15 protein-coding genes are annotated in these 16,457 nt (G+C 68.0%); 8 read left to right on the forward strand and 7 right to left on the reverse strand.

The genetic code is table 11. The features are described 5' to 3' along the window. Nucleotides 1–21 precede the first annotated feature (21 nt). From FB473_RS14085 to FB473_RS14100, 4 genes are all read right to left on the reverse strand, one after another. Nucleotides 22–474 carry a hypothetical protein gene (locus FB473_RS14085; RefSeq protein ID WP_167170007.1) on the reverse strand — a complete coding sequence of 151 codons (453 nt, stop codon included), beginning with the start codon at nucleotides 472–474 and terminating at the stop codon, nucleotides 22–24. 332 nt (nucleotides 475–806) lie between these two features. Further along, nucleotides 807–2,327, reverse strand: coding sequence for a glycerol kinase GlpK (gene glpK / locus FB473_RS14090; protein WP_167170010.1), 1,521 nt, complete (start codon nucleotides 2,325–2,327; stop codon nucleotides 807–809). An 80-nt stretch (nucleotides 2,328–2,407) separates the two neighbouring features. Beyond that, the gene (locus tag FB473_RS14095) at nucleotides 2,408–3,226 is read right to left on the reverse strand and encodes an MIP/aquaporin family protein (protein WP_208390828.1); all 819 of its coding nucleotides are present in this window, start codon (nucleotides 3,224–3,226) and stop codon (nucleotides 2,408–2,410) included. Nucleotides 3,227–3,457: 231 nt separating this feature from the next. Further along, on the reverse strand, nucleotides 3,458–4,768 hold the full coding sequence (locus FB473_RS14100) for an ISL3 family transposase (RefSeq protein WP_167166414.1): 1,311 nt from the start codon (nucleotides 4,766–4,768) through the stop codon (nucleotides 3,458–3,460). Nucleotides 4,769–5,141: 373 nt separating this feature from the next. On the opposite strand from FB473_RS14100, the gene FB473_RS14105 reads away from it, so the two are divergent. The 6 genes from FB473_RS14105 to FB473_RS14130 all read left to right on the forward strand — a co-directional run bounded on the left by FB473_RS14105 (nucleotide 5,142) and on the right by FB473_RS14130 (nucleotide 12,547). Further along, nucleotides 5,142–6,098 (forward strand): sugar-binding transcriptional regulator, encoded by a 957-nt coding sequence (locus FB473_RS14105; RefSeq protein ID WP_167170017.1) that lies wholly within the window; start codon nucleotides 5,142–5,144, stop codon nucleotides 6,096–6,098. 225 nt (nucleotides 6,099–6,323) lie between these two features. Then, a complete protein-coding gene (glpA, locus tag FB473_RS14110) occupies nucleotides 6,324–7,898 on the forward strand; it encodes an anaerobic glycerol-3-phosphate dehydrogenase subunit GlpA (RefSeq protein WP_167170351.1) in 1,575 nt (524 codons plus the stop codon). Next, nucleotides 7,895–9,157, forward strand: a complete 1,263-nt coding sequence (gene glpB / locus FB473_RS14115; protein WP_167170020.1) for a glycerol-3-phosphate dehydrogenase subunit GlpB — start codon at nucleotides 7,895–7,897, stop codon at nucleotides 9,155–9,157. The genes glpA and glpB overlap by 4 nt, the downstream gene beginning before the upstream one ends. A 5-nt stretch (nucleotides 9,158–9,162) precedes the next feature. Next, nucleotides 9,163–10,383, forward strand: a complete 1,221-nt coding sequence (locus tag FB473_RS14120; RefSeq protein ID WP_167170354.1) for an anaerobic glycerol-3-phosphate dehydrogenase subunit C — start codon at nucleotides 9,163–9,165, stop codon at nucleotides 10,381–10,383. Between the two features lie 493 nt (nucleotides 10,384–10,876). Next, complete coding sequence (locus tag FB473_RS14125; protein ID WP_167170023.1) at nucleotides 10,877–11,989, forward strand: glutathione S-transferase family protein; 1,113 nt, start codon at nucleotides 10,877–10,879, stop codon at nucleotides 11,987–11,989. Nucleotides 11,990–12,028: 39 nt separating this feature from the next. Continuing rightward, on the forward strand, nucleotides 12,029–12,547 hold the full coding sequence (locus tag FB473_RS14130; protein WP_167170026.1) for a hypothetical protein: 519 nt from the start codon (nucleotides 12,029–12,031) through the stop codon (nucleotides 12,545–12,547). A 187-nt stretch (nucleotides 12,548–12,734) separates the two neighbouring features. On the opposite strand, the gene FB473_RS14135 is transcribed toward FB473_RS14130, so the two are convergent. From FB473_RS14135 to FB473_RS14145, 3 genes are read right to left on the reverse strand one after another with little or no spacing between them, the layout of a single operon-like run. Beyond that, nucleotides 12,735–13,214 carry a GNAT family N-acetyltransferase gene (locus FB473_RS14135; protein WP_167170029.1) on the reverse strand — a complete coding sequence of 160 codons (480 nt, stop codon included), beginning with the start codon at nucleotides 13,212–13,214 and terminating at the stop codon, nucleotides 12,735–12,737. After that, nucleotides 13,214–13,906, reverse strand: coding sequence for an HAD family hydrolase (locus tag FB473_RS14140; RefSeq protein WP_167170033.1), 693 nt, complete (start codon nucleotides 13,904–13,906; stop codon nucleotides 13,214–13,216). Before FB473_RS14140 ends, FB473_RS14135 begins: the two co-directional genes overlap by 1 nt. Nucleotides 13,907–13,914: 8 nt before the next feature. Beyond that, on the reverse strand, nucleotides 13,915–14,133 hold the full coding sequence (locus tag FB473_RS14145) for a hypothetical protein (RefSeq protein ID WP_167170037.1): 219 nt from the start codon (nucleotides 14,131–14,133) through the stop codon (nucleotides 13,915–13,917). A gap of 100 nt (nucleotides 14,134–14,233) precedes the next feature. On the opposite strand from FB473_RS14145, the gene FB473_RS14150 reads away from it, so the two are divergent. Continuing rightward, nucleotides 14,234–14,836 carry a class I SAM-dependent methyltransferase gene (locus FB473_RS14150; RefSeq protein ID WP_167170041.1) on the forward strand — a complete coding sequence of 201 codons (603 nt, stop codon included), beginning with the start codon at nucleotides 14,234–14,236 and terminating at the stop codon, nucleotides 14,834–14,836. 65 nt (nucleotides 14,837–14,901) lie between these two features. Beyond that, nucleotides 14,902–16,452, forward strand: a complete 1,551-nt coding sequence (locus tag FB473_RS14155) for a Re/Si-specific NAD(P)(+) transhydrogenase subunit alpha (protein ID WP_167170044.1) — start codon at nucleotides 14,902–14,904, stop codon at nucleotides 16,450–16,452. Nucleotides 16,453–16,457: the final 5 nt, after the last annotated feature.

A 16,457-nucleotide genomic window follows, 5' to 3' on the forward strand; every position in this document is an offset into this window, starting at 1 on the left:
CGGGATCATCCCCGCCACGTGTCAGGGGCGGTCGATGACGACGTCAGTGTAGGAGCCGCCGTTGATGACCAGCGAAACCCCGTACACCTGCTGCGCGAGGACCTGCTCGTCCGGTGCGACGCTCCACGTCGTGCCGCCGTCGTCGCTCTGGTATTCGCCGAGTGAGGTGCCGGCGTCGTCCTTGAGCGTCAGTTGCACCTCGGCCTCGGAGCCGATGGTCTCGTCCGCGTCGATGGGTTCGATGTGCACACCTGTGACGGCGTAGGCTCCCTCGCCGCCGTTCGTGGTGGCCTCGTAGCCCGTCGTCCACGACACGGCGATGCCGTTCTCGACCTGCGCCTGGACGCTGTTCGAGTTCGCGCCCAAGTCGCTCGTCCGAAGCCCGCCCAACGTGGCCGCTGATGCGCCCACTGCCGCTGCGATCGTCAGTCCCGCGGCCACCGCGACGAACTTCTTCTTGCCGTTCTTCCCCACTGCCGTTCCCCCTGAGATGTTCTTCCGGTGAAGGCCGCTTTCCCGTGCGGCCTGTGGCGCGCGTCCGAAGAATCAGGACGCGATGAACTCAGGGCGAAAATGGGGTGACGTCCCCCCAAGACGCCGCGGGTTATCGTAGCCGGGCCTATCCGGCGATCCAAATCTGAGCGCAGAAAACCGGACGGATTCTCGTGGCTGGAGGTCCGACCCAAACAATCTAATTGAAGCAAAAACTATTTGTCAAGAGACGGCTTCCCCGAACCGCAGGGGCCGTCGCGAGACCGGGCATGTGGACGCCGCGCGGTCACGGCGTCCACATGCCTTGACGAGAGTTACTTCACGTCGTCGTCGACCCAGTCGAAGGTGCGGGTCACAGCCTTCTTCCACAGGCGGTACTGCCGGTCGACTTCGTCTTGCGGCAGCTGTGGCGTCCAGCGATGGCCCTCCTGCCAGTTCGCGATGACGTCCTCCTCGCCCTGCCAGAACCCGACCGCGATCCCGGCTGCGTAGGCGGCCCCCAGCGCGGTGGTCTCGGCCACCACGGGCGCCACGACGTCCACACCGAGGATGTCGGCCTGGAACTGCATCAGCGTCTCGTTGTGCGTCATGCCGCCGTCGACGCGCAGTTCGGCCAGGTTCACCCCCGAGTCGGCATTCATGGCGTCGAGCACCTCCCTGGTCTGGAAGGCTGTGGCCTCGAGGACGGCCCGGGCGATGTGTCCCCGGTTGTTGTACCGGGTGAGCCCGACGATGGCGCCGCGGGCGTCATCGCGCCAGTAGGGAGCGAACAGCCCCGAGAAGGCCGGGACGAAGTACACCCCGCCGTTGTCCTCGACGGTCGCCGCGAGTTCCTCGATCTCGGGCGCCGACTCGATCATCTTCAGGTTGTCGCGCAACCACTGGACGAGCGACCCGGTCACCGCGATCGACCCTTCGAGCGCGTACTTGGTCGGCTGGTCGCCGATCTTGTAGCACACGGTGGTCAGCAGGCCGTTCTCGGAGAACACCGGTTCGTCGCCCGTGTTCATCAGCATGAAGCAGCCGGTGCCGTAGGTGTTCTTCGCCATGCCCCGCTGGAAACACGCCTGGCCGAACGTCGCGGCCTGCTGGTCACCGAGGATGCCGGCGATCGGGGTGTCGATCAGCAGCCCCTCCTTGCGGCCGTGACCGTAGACCTCGGAGGACGACCGGATCTCGGGCAGCATCGACGTCGGGATCCCGAAGTCGGCGCAGATGTCCTCGCGCCACTGCAGGGTGCGCACGTCCATGAGCATGGTGCGTGAGGCATTGGTGACGTCGGTGATGTGCACGCCGCCGTTGGTGCCGCCGGTCAGGTTCCACAGCACCCAGGTGTCCATGTTCCCGAAGTACAGGTCGCCGCGCTCGGCCCGCTCACGGGCCCCCGGTACGTTGTCGAGAATCCACTTGACCTTCGGGCCGGAGAAATAGGTGGAAAGCCCCAGCCCGCAGATGTCGCGGTAGCGATCCATTCCCTTGTCGCCGGCCAGCTCGCGGATGATCTGAGAGGTGCGGGTGTCCTGCCAGACGATGGCGTTGTAGACCGGCTCGCCGGTGTTCTTGTCCCAGACGACGGCCGTCTCCCGCTGGTTGGTGATGCCGACCGCGGCCAGTTGGTGACGGTTGATCTCGGCATCGGCGAGTGCCAGCCCGACGACCGCACGCACCGAGTCCCAGATATCGATCGGATTGTGCTCGACCCATCCGGGATTCGGGAAGATCTGGGGGAATTCCTGCTGCCCGATACCGACGATTTTCCCCGAATGGTCGAAGACGATGGCCCGGGACGACGTGGTCCCCTGGTCGATGGCCAACACATACGTGTTCTCAGTCATTGTGCTCCTTTCGCGTCCTTGCCGGAAACTGTGATGTTATGCCGTAGCTGTGGAACTGACGGTGCGTCGAATCCACGGGATCAGACCGCCTGCATTCCCAGGGCGTAGACCACGACGACGGCCAGAATCGCGCCGACGATCGGGGCGAAGACGGGAATCCAGGCGTAGCCCCAGTCCGAGGTTCCCTTGCCCTTGATGGGCAGGATGGCGTGCGCGATGCGCGGGCCCAGGTCTCGGGCGGGGTTGATGGCGTATCCGGTCGGCCCGCCGAGCGAGGCGCCGATCACGACGATGATGAGTGCGACGGCGAGCGGCCCGACCTGTGCGGGGGTTCCACCGGCGACGAGGACGAAGGCGATCAGGACGAAGGTGGCGATGACCTCAGTAATGAAGTTCCATGCGTAGGAGCGAACCTCGGGGGCCGTCGAGAAGATCCCGAGCTTCAGGCCGGGATCGACGTCCTCACTGGAGTCGAACTGCTTCTTGAAGGCGAGGAACGCCAGGATCGCGCCCAGGATGGCGCCGGCGAACTGCGCGACGATGTACAAGGTGACATTCCCGAAAGTGACGGGGATACCACCCGAGCCCACGACCGCGCCGTTGAGGGTCACATTCGGATCGTAGATGTGTGCGACGACCTTCGCGATCGTCACGGCGGGATTGAGGTGCCCACCGGTCTTCCACGCGGCGTAGACGCCCATGTAGACCGCGAGGCCCCATCCGATGGTGATCATCAACCAACCACCGCCGCGGCCCTTGGACTTCGCGAGGTTGTTGGTGGCGCAGACCCCGGCGCCGAGGAGGATCAGGACCAGCGTCCCGAGGAACTCGGAGGCGAATATGTCCCATCCTGTCGGATTCGCCGGAATCGTCACCTCGAGCGGAAGAAGCAACGGCATCATTGTGTTTCACCTTTCTGTGACGCGACATTGCGTAGCCGAGACCACAACGTCTCGTGTCAATATGTTTTCAGGCTCCTATGAAACTGGTCGTATGCGGCCGCCTTTTCGTCTCGGCCGGTACTCGGCGTCGTCCTCCACCACCAATGCATTCATCGGCTGCATTGCCGACCTCGAAGGTGCTGACGGGTCATCGGCTTGCCTGACCGTCCGATCGGGGACTCTGGTGGCTCATCCGAATCCAGGGTGTAGTCGGGGTCTGAATCCGCCGGCCTCGAGGAGCGATCTGGCGATGTAGTTGGTGAGGTTGCGGAAGCCGAGGGCGGAGCCGCGTAGGTGTTCGAGTCGGCCGTTCATGGCCTCGGTAGGCCCATTCGAGGTGCCGGGGCGGTCGAAGTAGGCCAGGACGTCGGCAGCGCGTCGGTTGAGAGTACGGCCCAGGGTCCGCAGCTCGGTCAGCGTGGCCGGGACTCCCTGTGCGAGGGAGGCGATCAGGTGGGTCATGAGGTCTCGTCCCCGGGTCCGGTCGGGTTCGCGGTAGGCGGTGACCATGCGCTGGTAGACGGCCCAGGTGGCCTCGACCTCGACGTGGTCGTCCCCGGTGAACAGCCGATCGAGCCGTTGCTTCTGCTTGTCGGTGAGCAGGTCGGCGCCGGTGTGCAGGGTGCGGCGGGCGGTGTAGAGCGGGTCGCCCTTGCGGCCGCGGTGGCCACGGGTGTGCTGCTGGACGCGGCGGCGGCACTCATCGAGCGCGTCACCGGCCAGGCGGACGACGTGGAAGGGATCCATGACCGCGACCGCGTCGGGCAGTTCCTCGGTGGTGGCGGTCTTGAAGCCGGAGAAGCCGTCCATAGCGACGACCTCGACGCCGTCTCGCCAGGCCTGGGGGCGTTCGGCGAGCCAGGTCTTGAACGTCTGCTTGGAGCGTCCCTCGACCATGTCGAGCAGCCGCGAGGGCCCGGTCCCGTCCCGGACGCCGGTGAGGTCGATGATGACGGTGACGTACTTGTCCCCGCGGCGGGTGTGGCGCCACACGTGTTCGTCCACGCCGACGGCCGTGACGCCGTCGAAGCGGGTCGGGTCGTCGATCAGGACGCGGCTTCCTTCGGCCAGGACCGCGGTGTTGGCGGTGTTCCACGAGACACCGAGCCCTTCTGCGACGCGGGCGACGGTGAGGTGCTGGACGACGATGCCCTCCAGGGCCCAGCGCAGGCCCCGGCGGGAGAGCTTGGCCCGCGGCTCGGCCGCGGCGGTGGTGTCCTGGCGCCACACGTGCCCGCATCCGGTGCACCGGTAGCGGCGCACCGTGACCTCCAGCGTGGTGGGGCGCCACCCCAGCGGCTCGTGCGCGAGCTCGCGGGTGACGGTGTCGCGTGGCGTGCCCTCGCAGCCGCACCGACGGCACCACCCGTCGGGCTCGACGACCCGGCAGGCCAGGACCGCCCGGTCGGGCTCGAGGCGCTGCCCGACGACCTGAAGGCCGAGCTCGTCGAGGCGGGCGAATGTGGTCAGGTCAGGGCGAGCGAAGGTAGCGTCGGGCACGTCGAGGTCTTCCGGATGGGTGGCGTGAGAACCTCCATCTTCGGAAGACCTCGACCCCTATCCGGTGACCGACGCGCCGCCCCGCACTACACCCTCAACTGCGAAGAGCCACTCTGGTGGATCCGCGTGAATGCCGATTCGTGATCCCCGGCCTCACCGTCAGATTTCGGCGATGATCCCGGGCGGGCTGTGATTCGGCGTCCTCGATGTTGTGTGGTTCCCCTGCGATCCACCCCGTTCTTTTTGTATTCATTCTGCTTTGCGCTGCCGGCGGTTCGGCAGAAATCCACCCCATTGTCCTGTCCGCCCAGTTTGGCTCATCGTGAATGCCTGTGCCACTCTGTGAGCGAACGTGCAGAGGGGTGGTGAGACAATGAACGATCGTTACGAGGAGATGTATCAGGCCGCGGCGCGGTACTACATCAACGGAGAGACGATGGAGTCGATCGCCCGTCACTTCGGTGTGTCGCGTTCGTTTGTCTCGCGGCTCCTGAAGGAGGCGCGAGAGTCGGGCCTGGTGCGCATCACCCTGGCCGACGACCTCGGCTCCCAGTCACCGCTGGCGTCCGCGATCGCCGACGCCTTCGGGGTACGCGTCCATCTCGTCCCGGTGCGCGAGAGCGCGAACGCGACCGTCCGGTTCGACCAGGTCGCCCGTCTGGCGGCCCAGCTGTTCACCGAGGCCGCCGACGACCGGCAGTTGATCGGCGTGGCGTGGGGCGTCACCTTGACGCATGTGGTCAGGCATCTGGGCAAGCGTCCGCTGGTCGGTTCCACGGTCGTGCAGATGAACGGCGGGGTCAGCCAGTCCAGCTCGGAGCTCCCGTACGTGGGCGGGATCCTGCAGGCCGTCGGCGACGCCTTCGACTCCCGGGTCGTGCTCTTCCCCGTGCCGGCCTTCTTCGACCATGCGGTGACCAAGGAACTGATGTGGCGGGAGCGCTCGGTGCGCAACGTGCTCCGGCTCCAGTCCAGGATCGATCTGGCCATCTTCGGCGTCGGCTCCTTCCACGGGAAGGTGCTCTCCCACGTGTACAGCGGCGGCTACCTGAACGGCGAGGACATGATGCGCCTCGCCGCCGACGGGGTGGTGGGGGACGTGTGCACGGTTCTGCTGCGTGAGGACGGCTCGTACGCCGACATCGAGGACAACGCGCGCGCGACCGGGCTCTCCCCGGGCGAGCTGGCGAACATTCCGCGCCGCATCTGCGTGGTCGCCGATCCCCCGCGAGCCCCGGCCATCGTGGGTGCGCTCCGCGCGGGCACCGCCACGGATCTGGTGATCGACGACGTGACGGCCCGGGCTGTCGTGGAGCGCGCCGGTCTCTGACCCGCTGCGGCGAATTCCCTTGTCGTCGCGCCTGATTCCCCTTTTTCGGACTGTGTCGTTTTTTCATCCCCGGGCCGATGGGATGCACGTTTGCATGAATGTGCCCTTTTGCGGCTGTCCTCCAGGGTCCCCTCGCTACCCTGATCGCGAGGCTCTCTTCCGCAGGAGCCCCTGGGGCAGCGAAGCTCGGGGAGCCCGGGAATTGGAGGATTCGTGGTACGCACATTGACAGCCGACGTCGTGGTCGTCGGGGGTGGCTCGACCGGCGTGGGGGTCGTCCGGGATGTCGCGATGCGTGGCTTCTCGGCGGTCCTCGTCGAGCGCGCCGACCTGGCCCAGGGCACCTCGGGCCGGTTCCATGGCCTTCTCCACTCCGGCGGGCGGTACGTGGTCAGCGACCCGGAGTCGGCCAGGGAGTGCGCCGAGGAAAGCGCCATCGTCGCGCGGATCCACGCGGATGCGGTCGAGCGGACGGGGGGATACTTCGTCACCGGGCCGGACGACGATCCGGGGTTCGCCGACCGGTTCCTGGCCGGCGCGGCGGCCTCGGGGGTTCCGGCGCGCGAGATCGGTGTGGCGGAGGCGCTGCGGACCGAGCCGCGGCTGAACCCGAAGATCCAGCGAGCGATCGAGGTGCACGACGGGACGGTGGACGGGTGGCAGCTCGTGTGGGGCGCCGCCAACTCGGCGAAGGCCCACGGGGCACAGATCCTGACCTACCACCGCGTCACGCGGATCGAGAGCCGCGAGGGCCGGGTGGCCACCGTGGTGTGCACAGATCGCAAGAAGGACGAAGAGGTCCGGATCGAGTGCGGCTTCGTCCTCAACTGCGCCGGTCCGTGGGCCGGCCAGGTGGCCGCCGCCGCCGGATGCCAGCCCGTGGAGGTCGTGCCCGGCCGCGGCATCATGATCGCGATGAACCACCGCCTGGTCAACCGGGTGATCAACCGTTGTATCTACCCGGACGACGGCGACATCCTCGTGCCCGTCCACACGGTCAGCATCATCGGGACGACCGACGTCAGGGCCGACGACCCGGATCGCCTCGCGATCCCGCGTGACGAGGTCCGCAGGATGCTGGACGCGGGGGAGATCCTGATACCGGGGTTCCGGCAGGCCAGGGCGCTCCACGCCTGGGCGGGGGCTCGTCCGCTCATCAAGGACACGCGGGTGTCGGCGTCCGACACCCGGCACATGAGCCGTGGCATGGCGGTCATCGACCACAGCGAGCGTGACGGTATAGGGGGTCTGCTGACCATCGGTGGCGGCAAGCTCACCACCTATCGGCTGATGGCCGAGCACATCGTCGACGAGATGTGCCGCCAGCTCGGCGAGTCGCGTCCCTGCACGACTGCGTCCGAGGCCGTGCCCGGCTCGGAGGGGGGACGGAACTATGCCGTCACCCACCGCCTGGGCGACCGTGAGGCCGACCGGCTGGACGACCAGATCCTGTGCGAGTGCGAACTCGTCAGCCGGTCGATGTTCGAGCGTGCGCTGAACGAGCAGCCCACCGGCAGCCTGGACGATCTGCGGCGCCAGCTCCGCGTCGGCATGGGGCCTTGCCAAGGAGGTTTCTGCTCGGTGCGGGCAGCCGGCGTGGCGGTGGACGGCGGCCACGTCGACGCCACGAGGGGCAGCGAGTTGCTGGGGGGATTCCTGAAGAACCGCTGGATCGGGCTGTGGCCGATCCTCTACGGGGATCAGGTGCGGCAGACCGCCCTGGACAACTGGATCCTCCGGGGGACGCTGGACGTCGACCACCTACCCGGGGCCGAGGCCGGGGCGGAGGTGGCGGCATGACCCGGGTGGTTGTGATCGGAGCCGGGATCGCGGGCCTGACGACCTGCCTCCGGCTGGCCGCGGCAGGTGCACAAGTGACTCTGCTGACCAAGGGCATCGGCGGGCTGCAGCTCTCGCAGGGCACCGTCGACATCTTCGGTTATGCTCCCCACCGAGTGGGCTGTCCGCTGGAGGCGGTGGGCGACGTCGCTCGTGACAAGCCGGATCATCCCTATGCGGTGATAGGTGCCGAGGCGGTTCGGACCGGAGCGGAGTTTCTGCGCGACGCCGTGGGCCCCGACCTGCTGACCGGTGATGTCGGGTCCAACCACCAACTGCCCACGGCGGTCGGGGCGGTGCGGCCGACGTGCCTCGCCCAGCCCAGCATGATCGCCGGCGAGTGCCGGGACGGTGCCCGGTTCACCATCGTCGGCCTGCGCCAGTTGAAGGACTTCCCGGCCGCGTTGATCGCGGGCAACCTGGCCCGCACGGTGCTGGACGGCGGAGGCCGGATGTCGGCGCGCCATGTCGTCGTGGACTTCCCTGCGCGCGACGGGGAGGCCGACTCGTCCGGGCTGGTGTACGCCCGGGCGTTCGACGACGAGGGCTTCCGAGGCCGCTTCGCCGAACTCGTGGCGTCGCTGGTCACAGACGGGGAGGTCGTCGGCCTGCCCGCCGTCCTCGGGCTGAACGATCGCAGTGCCTGGCGCGACCTGGCCGACCGGATCGGGCACCCGGTGTTCGAGATACCGCTGCCCCCGCCGTCGGTGCCCGGGATGCGCCTCAACGAGACGCTCACCGCCGCCGTCAAGGCCGCGAGGGTGAGGGTCGTGCTGGGAAGCCGCGTGACGGGCGTCGACGCGGAGCCGGGCCGGGTGCGCGCGGTCTCGATCGCGGCGGCCGGGGGACCCCGGAAGTTCGCGGCCGACGCGTTCGTCCTGGCCGCAGGAGGATTCGAATCGGGCGGCCTCGTGCTCGACTCGTACGGCAGGGTGTCGGAGACGATCTTCGGCCTGCCGCTGGCGGGCTTGCCCGAGGCACCGGACGAACTCGTCGTCGGCGAGTTCTGGGGCGCCGAGCAGCCGTTGTTCGCGGTCGGCGTCCGGGTCGACGAACGTATGCGTCCCCTGGGCGCCGACGCGACCCCGGTGTACGCGAACCTTCACGCGGCGGGTGGGGTGCTCGCAGGGGCACAGCGGTGGAGCGAGAAGTCGGGCGAGGGCATAGCCCTGGGCAGCGCGGTGCGCGCCGCCGATGCGATCGTGGAGGAGTCGGAGTGAACGGGATGGAGTTCGCGGGTCATGAGCTCGCCCGTGCGAGCCTCGACCACTGTGTGAAGTGCACGGTCTGCGAGACCCAGTGCCCGGTGGCGGCGGTGACGCCGCTGTTCTCAGGGCCCAAGTTCGTCGGGCCGCAGGCCGAGCGGTACCGCAACGGGGAGTCGGTCGACCATTCCCTCGACTATTGCTCCAGCTGTGGGATCTGCACACTGTCGTGCCCTCAGGGGGTGCAGATCGCCGAACTGAACTCGCAGGCCAGGGCGGTCATGAAGGCCGATCACATGCCGGTGAGGGATCGGCTCATCGGCCAGACCACGCTGATGGGCAAGGTGATGACTCCCTTCGCGCCGATCGCCAACGCCGCCCTCGGCAACAAGCCGATCCGCACGGTGGTGGAGAAGGTGGTCGGGGTACATCGCGATGCCCCGATGCCTCCGGCCCAGCACCAGTCGTTCGAGGGATGGCTGAAGAAGCGAACGGCGCCGACGGCCAAGCCGACTCGTGGCCCTCTCGTGTTCTTCCACGGCTGCGCGGGCGGTTACTTCGAGGTCGAGACCTCCAAACGGGCCGTCGAGGTGCTGGAGTACCTCGGGTACGAGGTGATCGTCCCGAAGCAGGGTTGCTGTGGGCTCGCCCAGCAGTCCAACGGCCTGTTCGACTCCGCCACCGCCTCGGTGCTGAAGCTCTGCGACCAGTTGAGGTCGGCCGGGCAGGGGCTCACGATCATCTCGGCCTCGGGCTCGTGCACCGGGATGCTCAAGCACGAGGCGCACGAGATCATGGGTGTGACCGACGACCGGCTCGCCGACGTCGCGGTGCGCACCCGCGACATCATGGAGTTCCTGCTGGAACTGCACGAGGCCGGGGAACTGCCCACCGACTTCCGGCGTATCGACATGACGGTGCCCTACCACGCCCCCTGCCAGTTGAAGAGCCAGGGGATCGGGATGCCCGCGATCGAGGTGCTGCGGCTGATCCCCGGGCTCACGGTGGTCGAGTCGGGACGGGCGTGCTGCGGCATCGCCGGCACCTACGGGCTCAAGAAGGAGAAGTACGAGGTCGCCCAGGCCGTCGGCCGCCCCCTGTTCGACATGGTGCGGCAGACCAATCCCGAGTTCGCCCTGTGCGACACCGAGACCTGCCGCTGGCAGATCCGCAAGGGGACCGGTGCCCAGGTCGAGCATCCGATCTGGATGGTGCACAAGGCCTACGGGCTGTCGGACTGACGCACGCCCCTTGAGCTTGTCGAAAGAGGACGCTCCTTGAGCTTGTCGAAAGGAACGTCTGGTGTCCCTTCGACAGGCTCAGGGATCGATGTCGGTTGTCGGGGAGCCTGCGGGCGCGACGCTCCTTGAGCTTGTCGAAAGGTGTTTCTGGTGTCCCTTCGACGGGCTCAGGGATCGATGTCGGTTGTCGGGGAGCCTGCGGGCGTGACGTCCCTTGAGCTTGTCGAAAGAGGACGTCTGGTGTCCCTTCGACAGGCTCAGGGACCGAGGTTGGCTGTCGGGAGAGGCCTCAGATGCGTGACGTTCCTTGAGCTTGTCGAAAGGTGTTTCTGGTGTCCCTTCGACGGGCTCAGGGATCGAGGTTGGTTGTCGGAGGGGGCTTCGGGTGTGGACGCTCCTTGAGCTTGTCGAAAGGAGCATCAGGCTCAGCGACCGGGGTCAGCCGACGGCGTACAAGAGTCACCGCGCCGGGCCACCAAGATATAGTTGAAACATGAACAACTTATCGAGCACGGCGACCACCGACTGGGCCGGGGATCCGCAGAACGCGTCCGTCGACGGCGAGTTCGTCCGCGACGTGCACTACATCGCGGACCGCATCGTCGCCTCGGTGCCCGCGGGCAGTGCCCCCGTGGCGATGCCCGGGACGCGGGGTCGCGTGGGCGAGATGCTGTGGCCTGTCGAGGCCGGGCGCTACCGGCTGATGGCCGCCCGCGCCTGTCCGTGGGCGCACAGGGCGGTCATCGTCCGGCGCCTCATGGGTCTTGAGGACGCGATCTCGCTGAGCCTCGCCGCGCCCACCCACGACGTCCGGTCGTGGAACTACATCGGGGCATACCCGGGCGACGTCGACCCGGTGCTGGGCATCGTCCGCCTGCAGGACGCCTACTTCGCGCGTGTGCCCGGATACCCGCGCGGGATCACCGTGCCCGCGATCGCCGAGGTGTCGTCCGGGAAGGTGGTCACCAACGACTACAACCAGATGACCATCGACCTCGCCCGCCAGTGGGGTGCCCTCCGGCGTCCCGGCGCCCCCGACCTCTACCCGGACGATCTCGTCGACCAGATCGAGTCGATCAACGAGGTGGTCTACGACAAGATCAACAACGGTGTCTACAAGTGCGGCTTCGCGGCTTCCCAGGGCGCCTACGAACGGGCTTACCGCGAACTGTGGGACGCCCTCGACTGGGTCACCGACATCCTGTCGAAGCGCCGCTACCTGGTGGGCGACCACATCACGCTCGCCGACATCCGCTTGTTCACCACACTCGTGCGGTTCGACGCCGTCTACCACGGCCACTTCAAGGCCAACCGGAGCAAGATCAGCGAGATCCCCGTGCTGTGGGGCTACCTGCGTGACCTCTTCCAGACCCCGGGGTTCGGCGACACCGTCGACTTCACCCAGATCAAACAGCACTACTACATCGTGCACAAGGAGGTGAACCCCACGCAGATCGTCCCGCTCGGGCCGGATCTGTCGGGTCTCCTCACTCCCCACGGACGCGAGGTGCTCGGCGGCACGCCGTTCGGTGACGGCACCGCGCCGCGGCCCGTCCCGGTCGCCGAGCGGCCGAACGCTGGCAGCAACCCGCTGTTCCCCGCCTGATCGCCCGCCCGGCGGCGTCCCGGCCGTACGCTGGGATGCATGTCGGTCACCTCGGAGGAATCGCGTCCCGAGACGTTCCGGCTTGCGAACCGTGCCGGTGGGGTGGCGGTCGCGCTCCTGGCGACGGCGCTGGCGATCGTGTGCGCGGTCCTCGTGCCCGTGCAGGCCAGTGAGGCGGACGCGTTCCCCTGGTGGCTGGCGGCGCTCGCCGTCCTGGTCCTGCTGGCAGCGATCCTCGCCTGGGTCGCCGTTGGCCGTCCTCCGCGTCTCGTCGTGACCGGTGAGGGCCTGGTCCTGCGGCGCCGTGCCCGGAGGCTAGTCCGGATCCCCTGGGACGAGGTGTCGTCCGTCGAGGTGCTGGATCGTCCCGACGGGGTCTGGCTGGGCTGGCGCCCTGTCGGCAAGCCCCGGCGGGGCTGGGGGCGACCCAACTCTCTCGGCTTCCACGGCGCGATGCTGGGACGCGTCGTCGGCGCGAGTTCGCTGGTGGACTCGCTGCTGGAACACGATGCCCCCGACGTCCGCAGCAATGCGCGCAAGCGCCCGTTGGGACGCTGACGCCGTCCGCGAGAACGTGTGTCGGGGTGAGGTCATTTCGACAGGCTCAATGAGCGTTGATGGTGGTGAGGTCATTTCGACGGGCTCAATGAGCGTTGGTGGTGGTGGGCTCAATGAGCGTTGGTGGTGCGGCTGGACGCCGATTGAGCTTGTCCTCACGCTGGTTGAGCTTGTCGAAACCAGTCGCTCACCCCAGCGGCAGGACGAAGCGCCATTCCGGCAGGCCGTGGGGCGCGTACGGCGGGGAGTCGAGCCGCTGCCAGCCCCAGCGCCGATAGTGCCGGATGGCGGACGAGTTCGCGGCCAGCACCCACAGGTTGGCCTCATGACAACCGCGTTCCCGCAGGTCGTCGAGCATGCGGTCGTGCAGGGCGCGCCCGACGCCGCGGTGCTGGGCGTCCGGGTGCACGTACAGCTTCTGGATCCAGCCGTTGCCGCCCGCGTCCACGAACGTGGAGACGGTGCCCGCCGGACGACCGGCCAGCCTCGCCAGGTAGGCGCGCGCGTCCCTCGTGGCGAGCACCGTCCGCCATTCGCCGCGCAGGGTGTCGTCGTCCGGGAACGGCGTGGTGAACAGGCCTTGATAGGCCTTCAGCATCGCCTCGCGATGCGGGACGATGAGCGCCTCGACGTCGTCGGTCAGGTCGATGCTCACCTCGGCAGGCATCAGAACTCCACCTCCGCCAACGACGCCGTGTGATACGGCGCGACCGGCTCCTGCCCGTTGCGGCACAGCTGGACGACCACGAGCCCCGCCGCCACGCCCCCGGCCACGTCGGTGACCGGGTTGTCGCCGATCATCAGCGTCTCGGAGGGCGGGACGCCGAGCCCCTGGCAGGCAGCCAGGAATGCCCGCGGATCGGGCTTGTGCGCGGGCAGGTCGCCGGTCGCGAACAGGCGAACCCGCGGATCGGCCAGGCCGAGGCTCTCGAGCTTGCGCGACTGGTAGTCGGTCTCCCCGTTGGTGAGGACGCCCACGTGCCGCCCGGAGTCGACGGCGCGCTCCAGGGCGTCCCTCGCGTCCGGGAACGGACGCCACGACGACTCGTAGATCGCCCGCAACTCGTCGAAGGCCGCGATCGCCCGGTCGTACGGCCAGTCACGGGCACCGGGAAGGAACTCACGGACCCGCTGGGCCCGCTGTTCGGTGAGGTCGAGCTCGCCACGGGTGTAGCGCCCGAACCAGGTCACCTCCAACTGTTCCCAGCGCTCGGCGGTCTCGCGCGGGGCCAGCTCCCAGCCGGACATCCCGCTCGTCCACTCGAGGACCGCGGCGTCGCGCGTGGACGCGTAGTCGCTGAGGGTGTCGTCCAGGTCGAACAGCACGCCGGCGATGCCCGGTGGAACGTGGAACACCATGCCGGTCGCTACTTGTTGCCCTCCGCCTCCTGCGCGTCCGAGGGCGTCACCTCGACCTTGGGCGGGTACAGGATCGCCCGTGCCACGTTGTGGTACCCATAGCCGTCGAGCAGCGTCGCGGCGTCCTCATCGCTGAGGCTGTACGCATGGGCGAGCATGCGTACCTGTTCGGTGTAGAAGGCGTGCAACTTGCTGACGCCGGTGAGGAAGTCCAGCCGATCCGCCATCTCTGCTCCTGTCTGCAACGGGTCGCGGTCAACTCTAGGTGATGGGCGGCCGAACCGACGACCTCTCCGCCCGCGGGCGCGGGGTGGGTAGGCTCGGCCCATGGGCGTCAACAGCTTGCGGGCGCATCCGTTCCGGGCGCAGTGGAACCACAACACGCGCTATTACCCCACGGTCGCCGAGGCCGTCGAGGGACGCGAGGTGGTGCTCGACGCCGGCTGCGGCGACGGGACGCTCGCGCGTCACCTCGCGTCCCGCGGCCACACGGTGATCGGCGTCGATCGCGAGGCCTCCGTGCTGCCGCCGGACACGGCCGGAACCCACTTCATCCTCGCGGACGTGACGAACCTGCCCTTCCCGGACGACTCCTTCGACGCGGTCGTCAGCGTCATGATGCTGCACCACACGCGCATCGACCTGGCCCTGGTGGAGATGCGCCGCGTACTCAAACCCGGTGGCCTGCTCGTCGACGTCGGGAGCGCCCGGGACAAGGGGATCGGCGACCTCGCCCGTTCGGCTCTCGACGTCCCGGGCGATCTGCTCGCCAAGCGGGTGACCACACCCTGGGACCCCGGCACGCCGACAGTGGACCCCGTCCTCGGGTGGACGCAGACCCGCGACACGATGGCACGCATGCTCCCCGGGCTGCAGTGGCGGCGCGTACCCGGATGGCGATACGTCGCGACCTGGCAGCGCCCTGTTTGAGCTTGTGTTGTCCAAATAGAGGGGCCGATGTGCCCGTGGGCCCCTCCCCCGATAGATTGGCCACCATGAGGATTGGTGTTCCACGTGAATCCCTCCCCGGAGAGAACCGTGTAGCTGCGACGCCAGTGACGGTGCCGCAACTTGTGAAGCTCGGCTACGAGGTTGTGGTCGAGGCTGGCGCCGGCCTTCGTGCGGCGTATCCGGACGAAGGGTATGTGCAAGCCGGAGCCACGATCGGCTCGTATGCAGATGTCTGGTTCTCCGACATCGTGCTGGCGGTGAACGAGCCCAGCGTGAACGAGCTGGAGACGATGCGTCCGGGCTCGACCCTGATCACGTTCCTGCACCCGCGGCAGAACGAGGCGCTCGTCGAGGCCCTGCAGAAGCAGGGGGTCACGGGCATGTCCATGGACATGGTGCCGCGCATCTCGCGGGCCCAGTCGATGGACGCGCTGAGTTCGATGGCCAACATCTCGGGCTATCGCGGGGTCGTCGAGGCGTCCTATTCGTTCGGGCGCACGTTCGGCGGTCAGGTGACCGCGGCGGGCAAGATCCCCCCGGCGAAGGTCTTCGTCATCGGCACCGGTGTCGCGGGCCTCGCGGCGCTCGGCGCCGCCAGCGCCCGGGGAGCCGAGGTCTACGCCACCGACGTGCGGCCCGAGACGGCCGAGCAGGTCGAGTCGATGGGCGGCACCTTCCTGAAGGTGCGCACCGGGGCGGACGACCAGGGTGTCAGCTCCGACGGCTACGCCAAGGAGACCTCGGACGACTACAACGTGCGCGCCGCCGAGCTCTACATGGAGCAGGCCCGCAAGGTGGACATCATCATCACCACGGCGGCCATTCCCGGCAAGCCGTCGCCGAAGCTGATCACCGCCGAGATGGTCGCCGCCATGAGGCCCGGCAGCGTGATCGTCGATCTCGCGGCCCTGGGCGGTGGCAACTGCGAGCTGACCAGGCCCGGCGAGAAGTACGTGACCGACGGCGGTGTGACGATCATCGGCTACACCGACCTCGCGAGCCGGCTGCCCGGTGTGGCGAGCCAGCTCTACGGAACCAACCTGGTCAACCTGCTGAAGCTCGCGACCCCGGAGAAGGACGGCAACCTCGTCGTCGACTTCTCCGACGAGGTCATCCGCAACATGACGGTGACCCGCAACGGCGAGATAACCTTCCCGCCGCCTCCGATCCAGGTGTCGGCGGCCCCCAAGCCGTTGCCCGACAAGGAGGAGGCGCCCCGGGGCGTCGTCGCCGAGGTGAAGACCCCGCGTCCGTGGTGGGTGGCCTTCAGCGTCGTCGGGGTGCTCGCGGTGGCCCTGATCGTCCTGCTCACCCTCGCCCCCAGCTCCTTCGTCTCACTGTTCGGAGTGTTCGCGCTGGCCCTGGTCGTCGGGTACTACGTGGTGTGGAACGTCACCGCGGCCCTGCACACACCGCTCATGAGCGTGACGAACGCGGTCAGCGGCATCATCGTGGTCGGCGCGATCAGCCAGCTCGGCAGTGACAGCTGGGCGATCAAGATCATCGCCATGATCGCGGTGCTGATCGCCAGCATCAACATCTTCGGTGGATTCACCGTCACCCAGCGCATGCTCAAGATGTTCAGGAAGGCGTGATCCAC

It is taken from the genome of Brooklawnia cerclae (assembly GCF_011758645.1).
GTDB lineage: Bacteria > Actinomycetota > Actinomycetes > Propionibacteriales > Propionibacteriaceae > Brooklawnia > Brooklawnia cerclae.

Coding starts and splice junctions, on each gene's coding strand:
- FB473_RS14105 (WP_167170017.1), top strand. CDS start 5,142: ATGAACGATCGTTACGAGGAGATGTATCAGGCCGCGGCGCGGTACTAC.
- FB473_RS14155 (WP_167170044.1), top strand. CDS start 14,902: ATGAGGATTGGTGTTCCACGTGAATCCCTCCCCGGAGAGAACCGTGTA.
- FB473_RS14145 (WP_167170037.1), bottom strand. CDS start 14,133: ATGGCGGATCGGCTGGACTTCCTCACCGGCGTCAGCAAGTTGCACGCC.
- FB473_RS14135 (WP_167170029.1), bottom strand. CDS start 13,214: ATGCCTGCCGAGGTGAGCATCGACCTGACCGACGACGTCGAGGCGCTC.
- FB473_RS14095 (WP_208390828.1), bottom strand. CDS start 3,226: ATGCCGTTGCTTCTTCCGCTCGAGGTGACGATTCCGGCGAATCCGACA.
- glpK (WP_167170010.1), bottom strand. CDS start 2,327: ATGACTGAGAACACGTATGTGTTGGCCATCGACCAGGGGACCACGTCG.
- FB473_RS14140 (WP_167170033.1), bottom strand. CDS start 13,906: ATGGTGTTCCACGTTCCACCGGGCATCGCCGGCGTGCTGTTCGACCTG.
- FB473_RS14150 (WP_167170041.1), top strand. CDS start 14,234: ATGGGCGTCAACAGCTTGCGGGCGCATCCGTTCCGGGCGCAGTGGAAC.
- FB473_RS14120 (WP_167170354.1), top strand. CDS start 9,163: ATGGAGTTCGCGGGTCATGAGCTCGCCCGTGCGAGCCTCGACCACTGT.
- FB473_RS14130 (WP_167170026.1), top strand. CDS start 12,029: ATGTCGGTCACCTCGGAGGAATCGCGTCCCGAGACGTTCCGGCTTGCG.
- glpB (WP_167170020.1), top strand. CDS start 7,895: ATGACCCGGGTGGTTGTGATCGGAGCCGGGATCGCGGGCCTGACGACC.
- FB473_RS14125 (WP_167170023.1), top strand. CDS start 10,877: ATGAACAACTTATCGAGCACGGCGACCACCGACTGGGCCGGGGATCCG.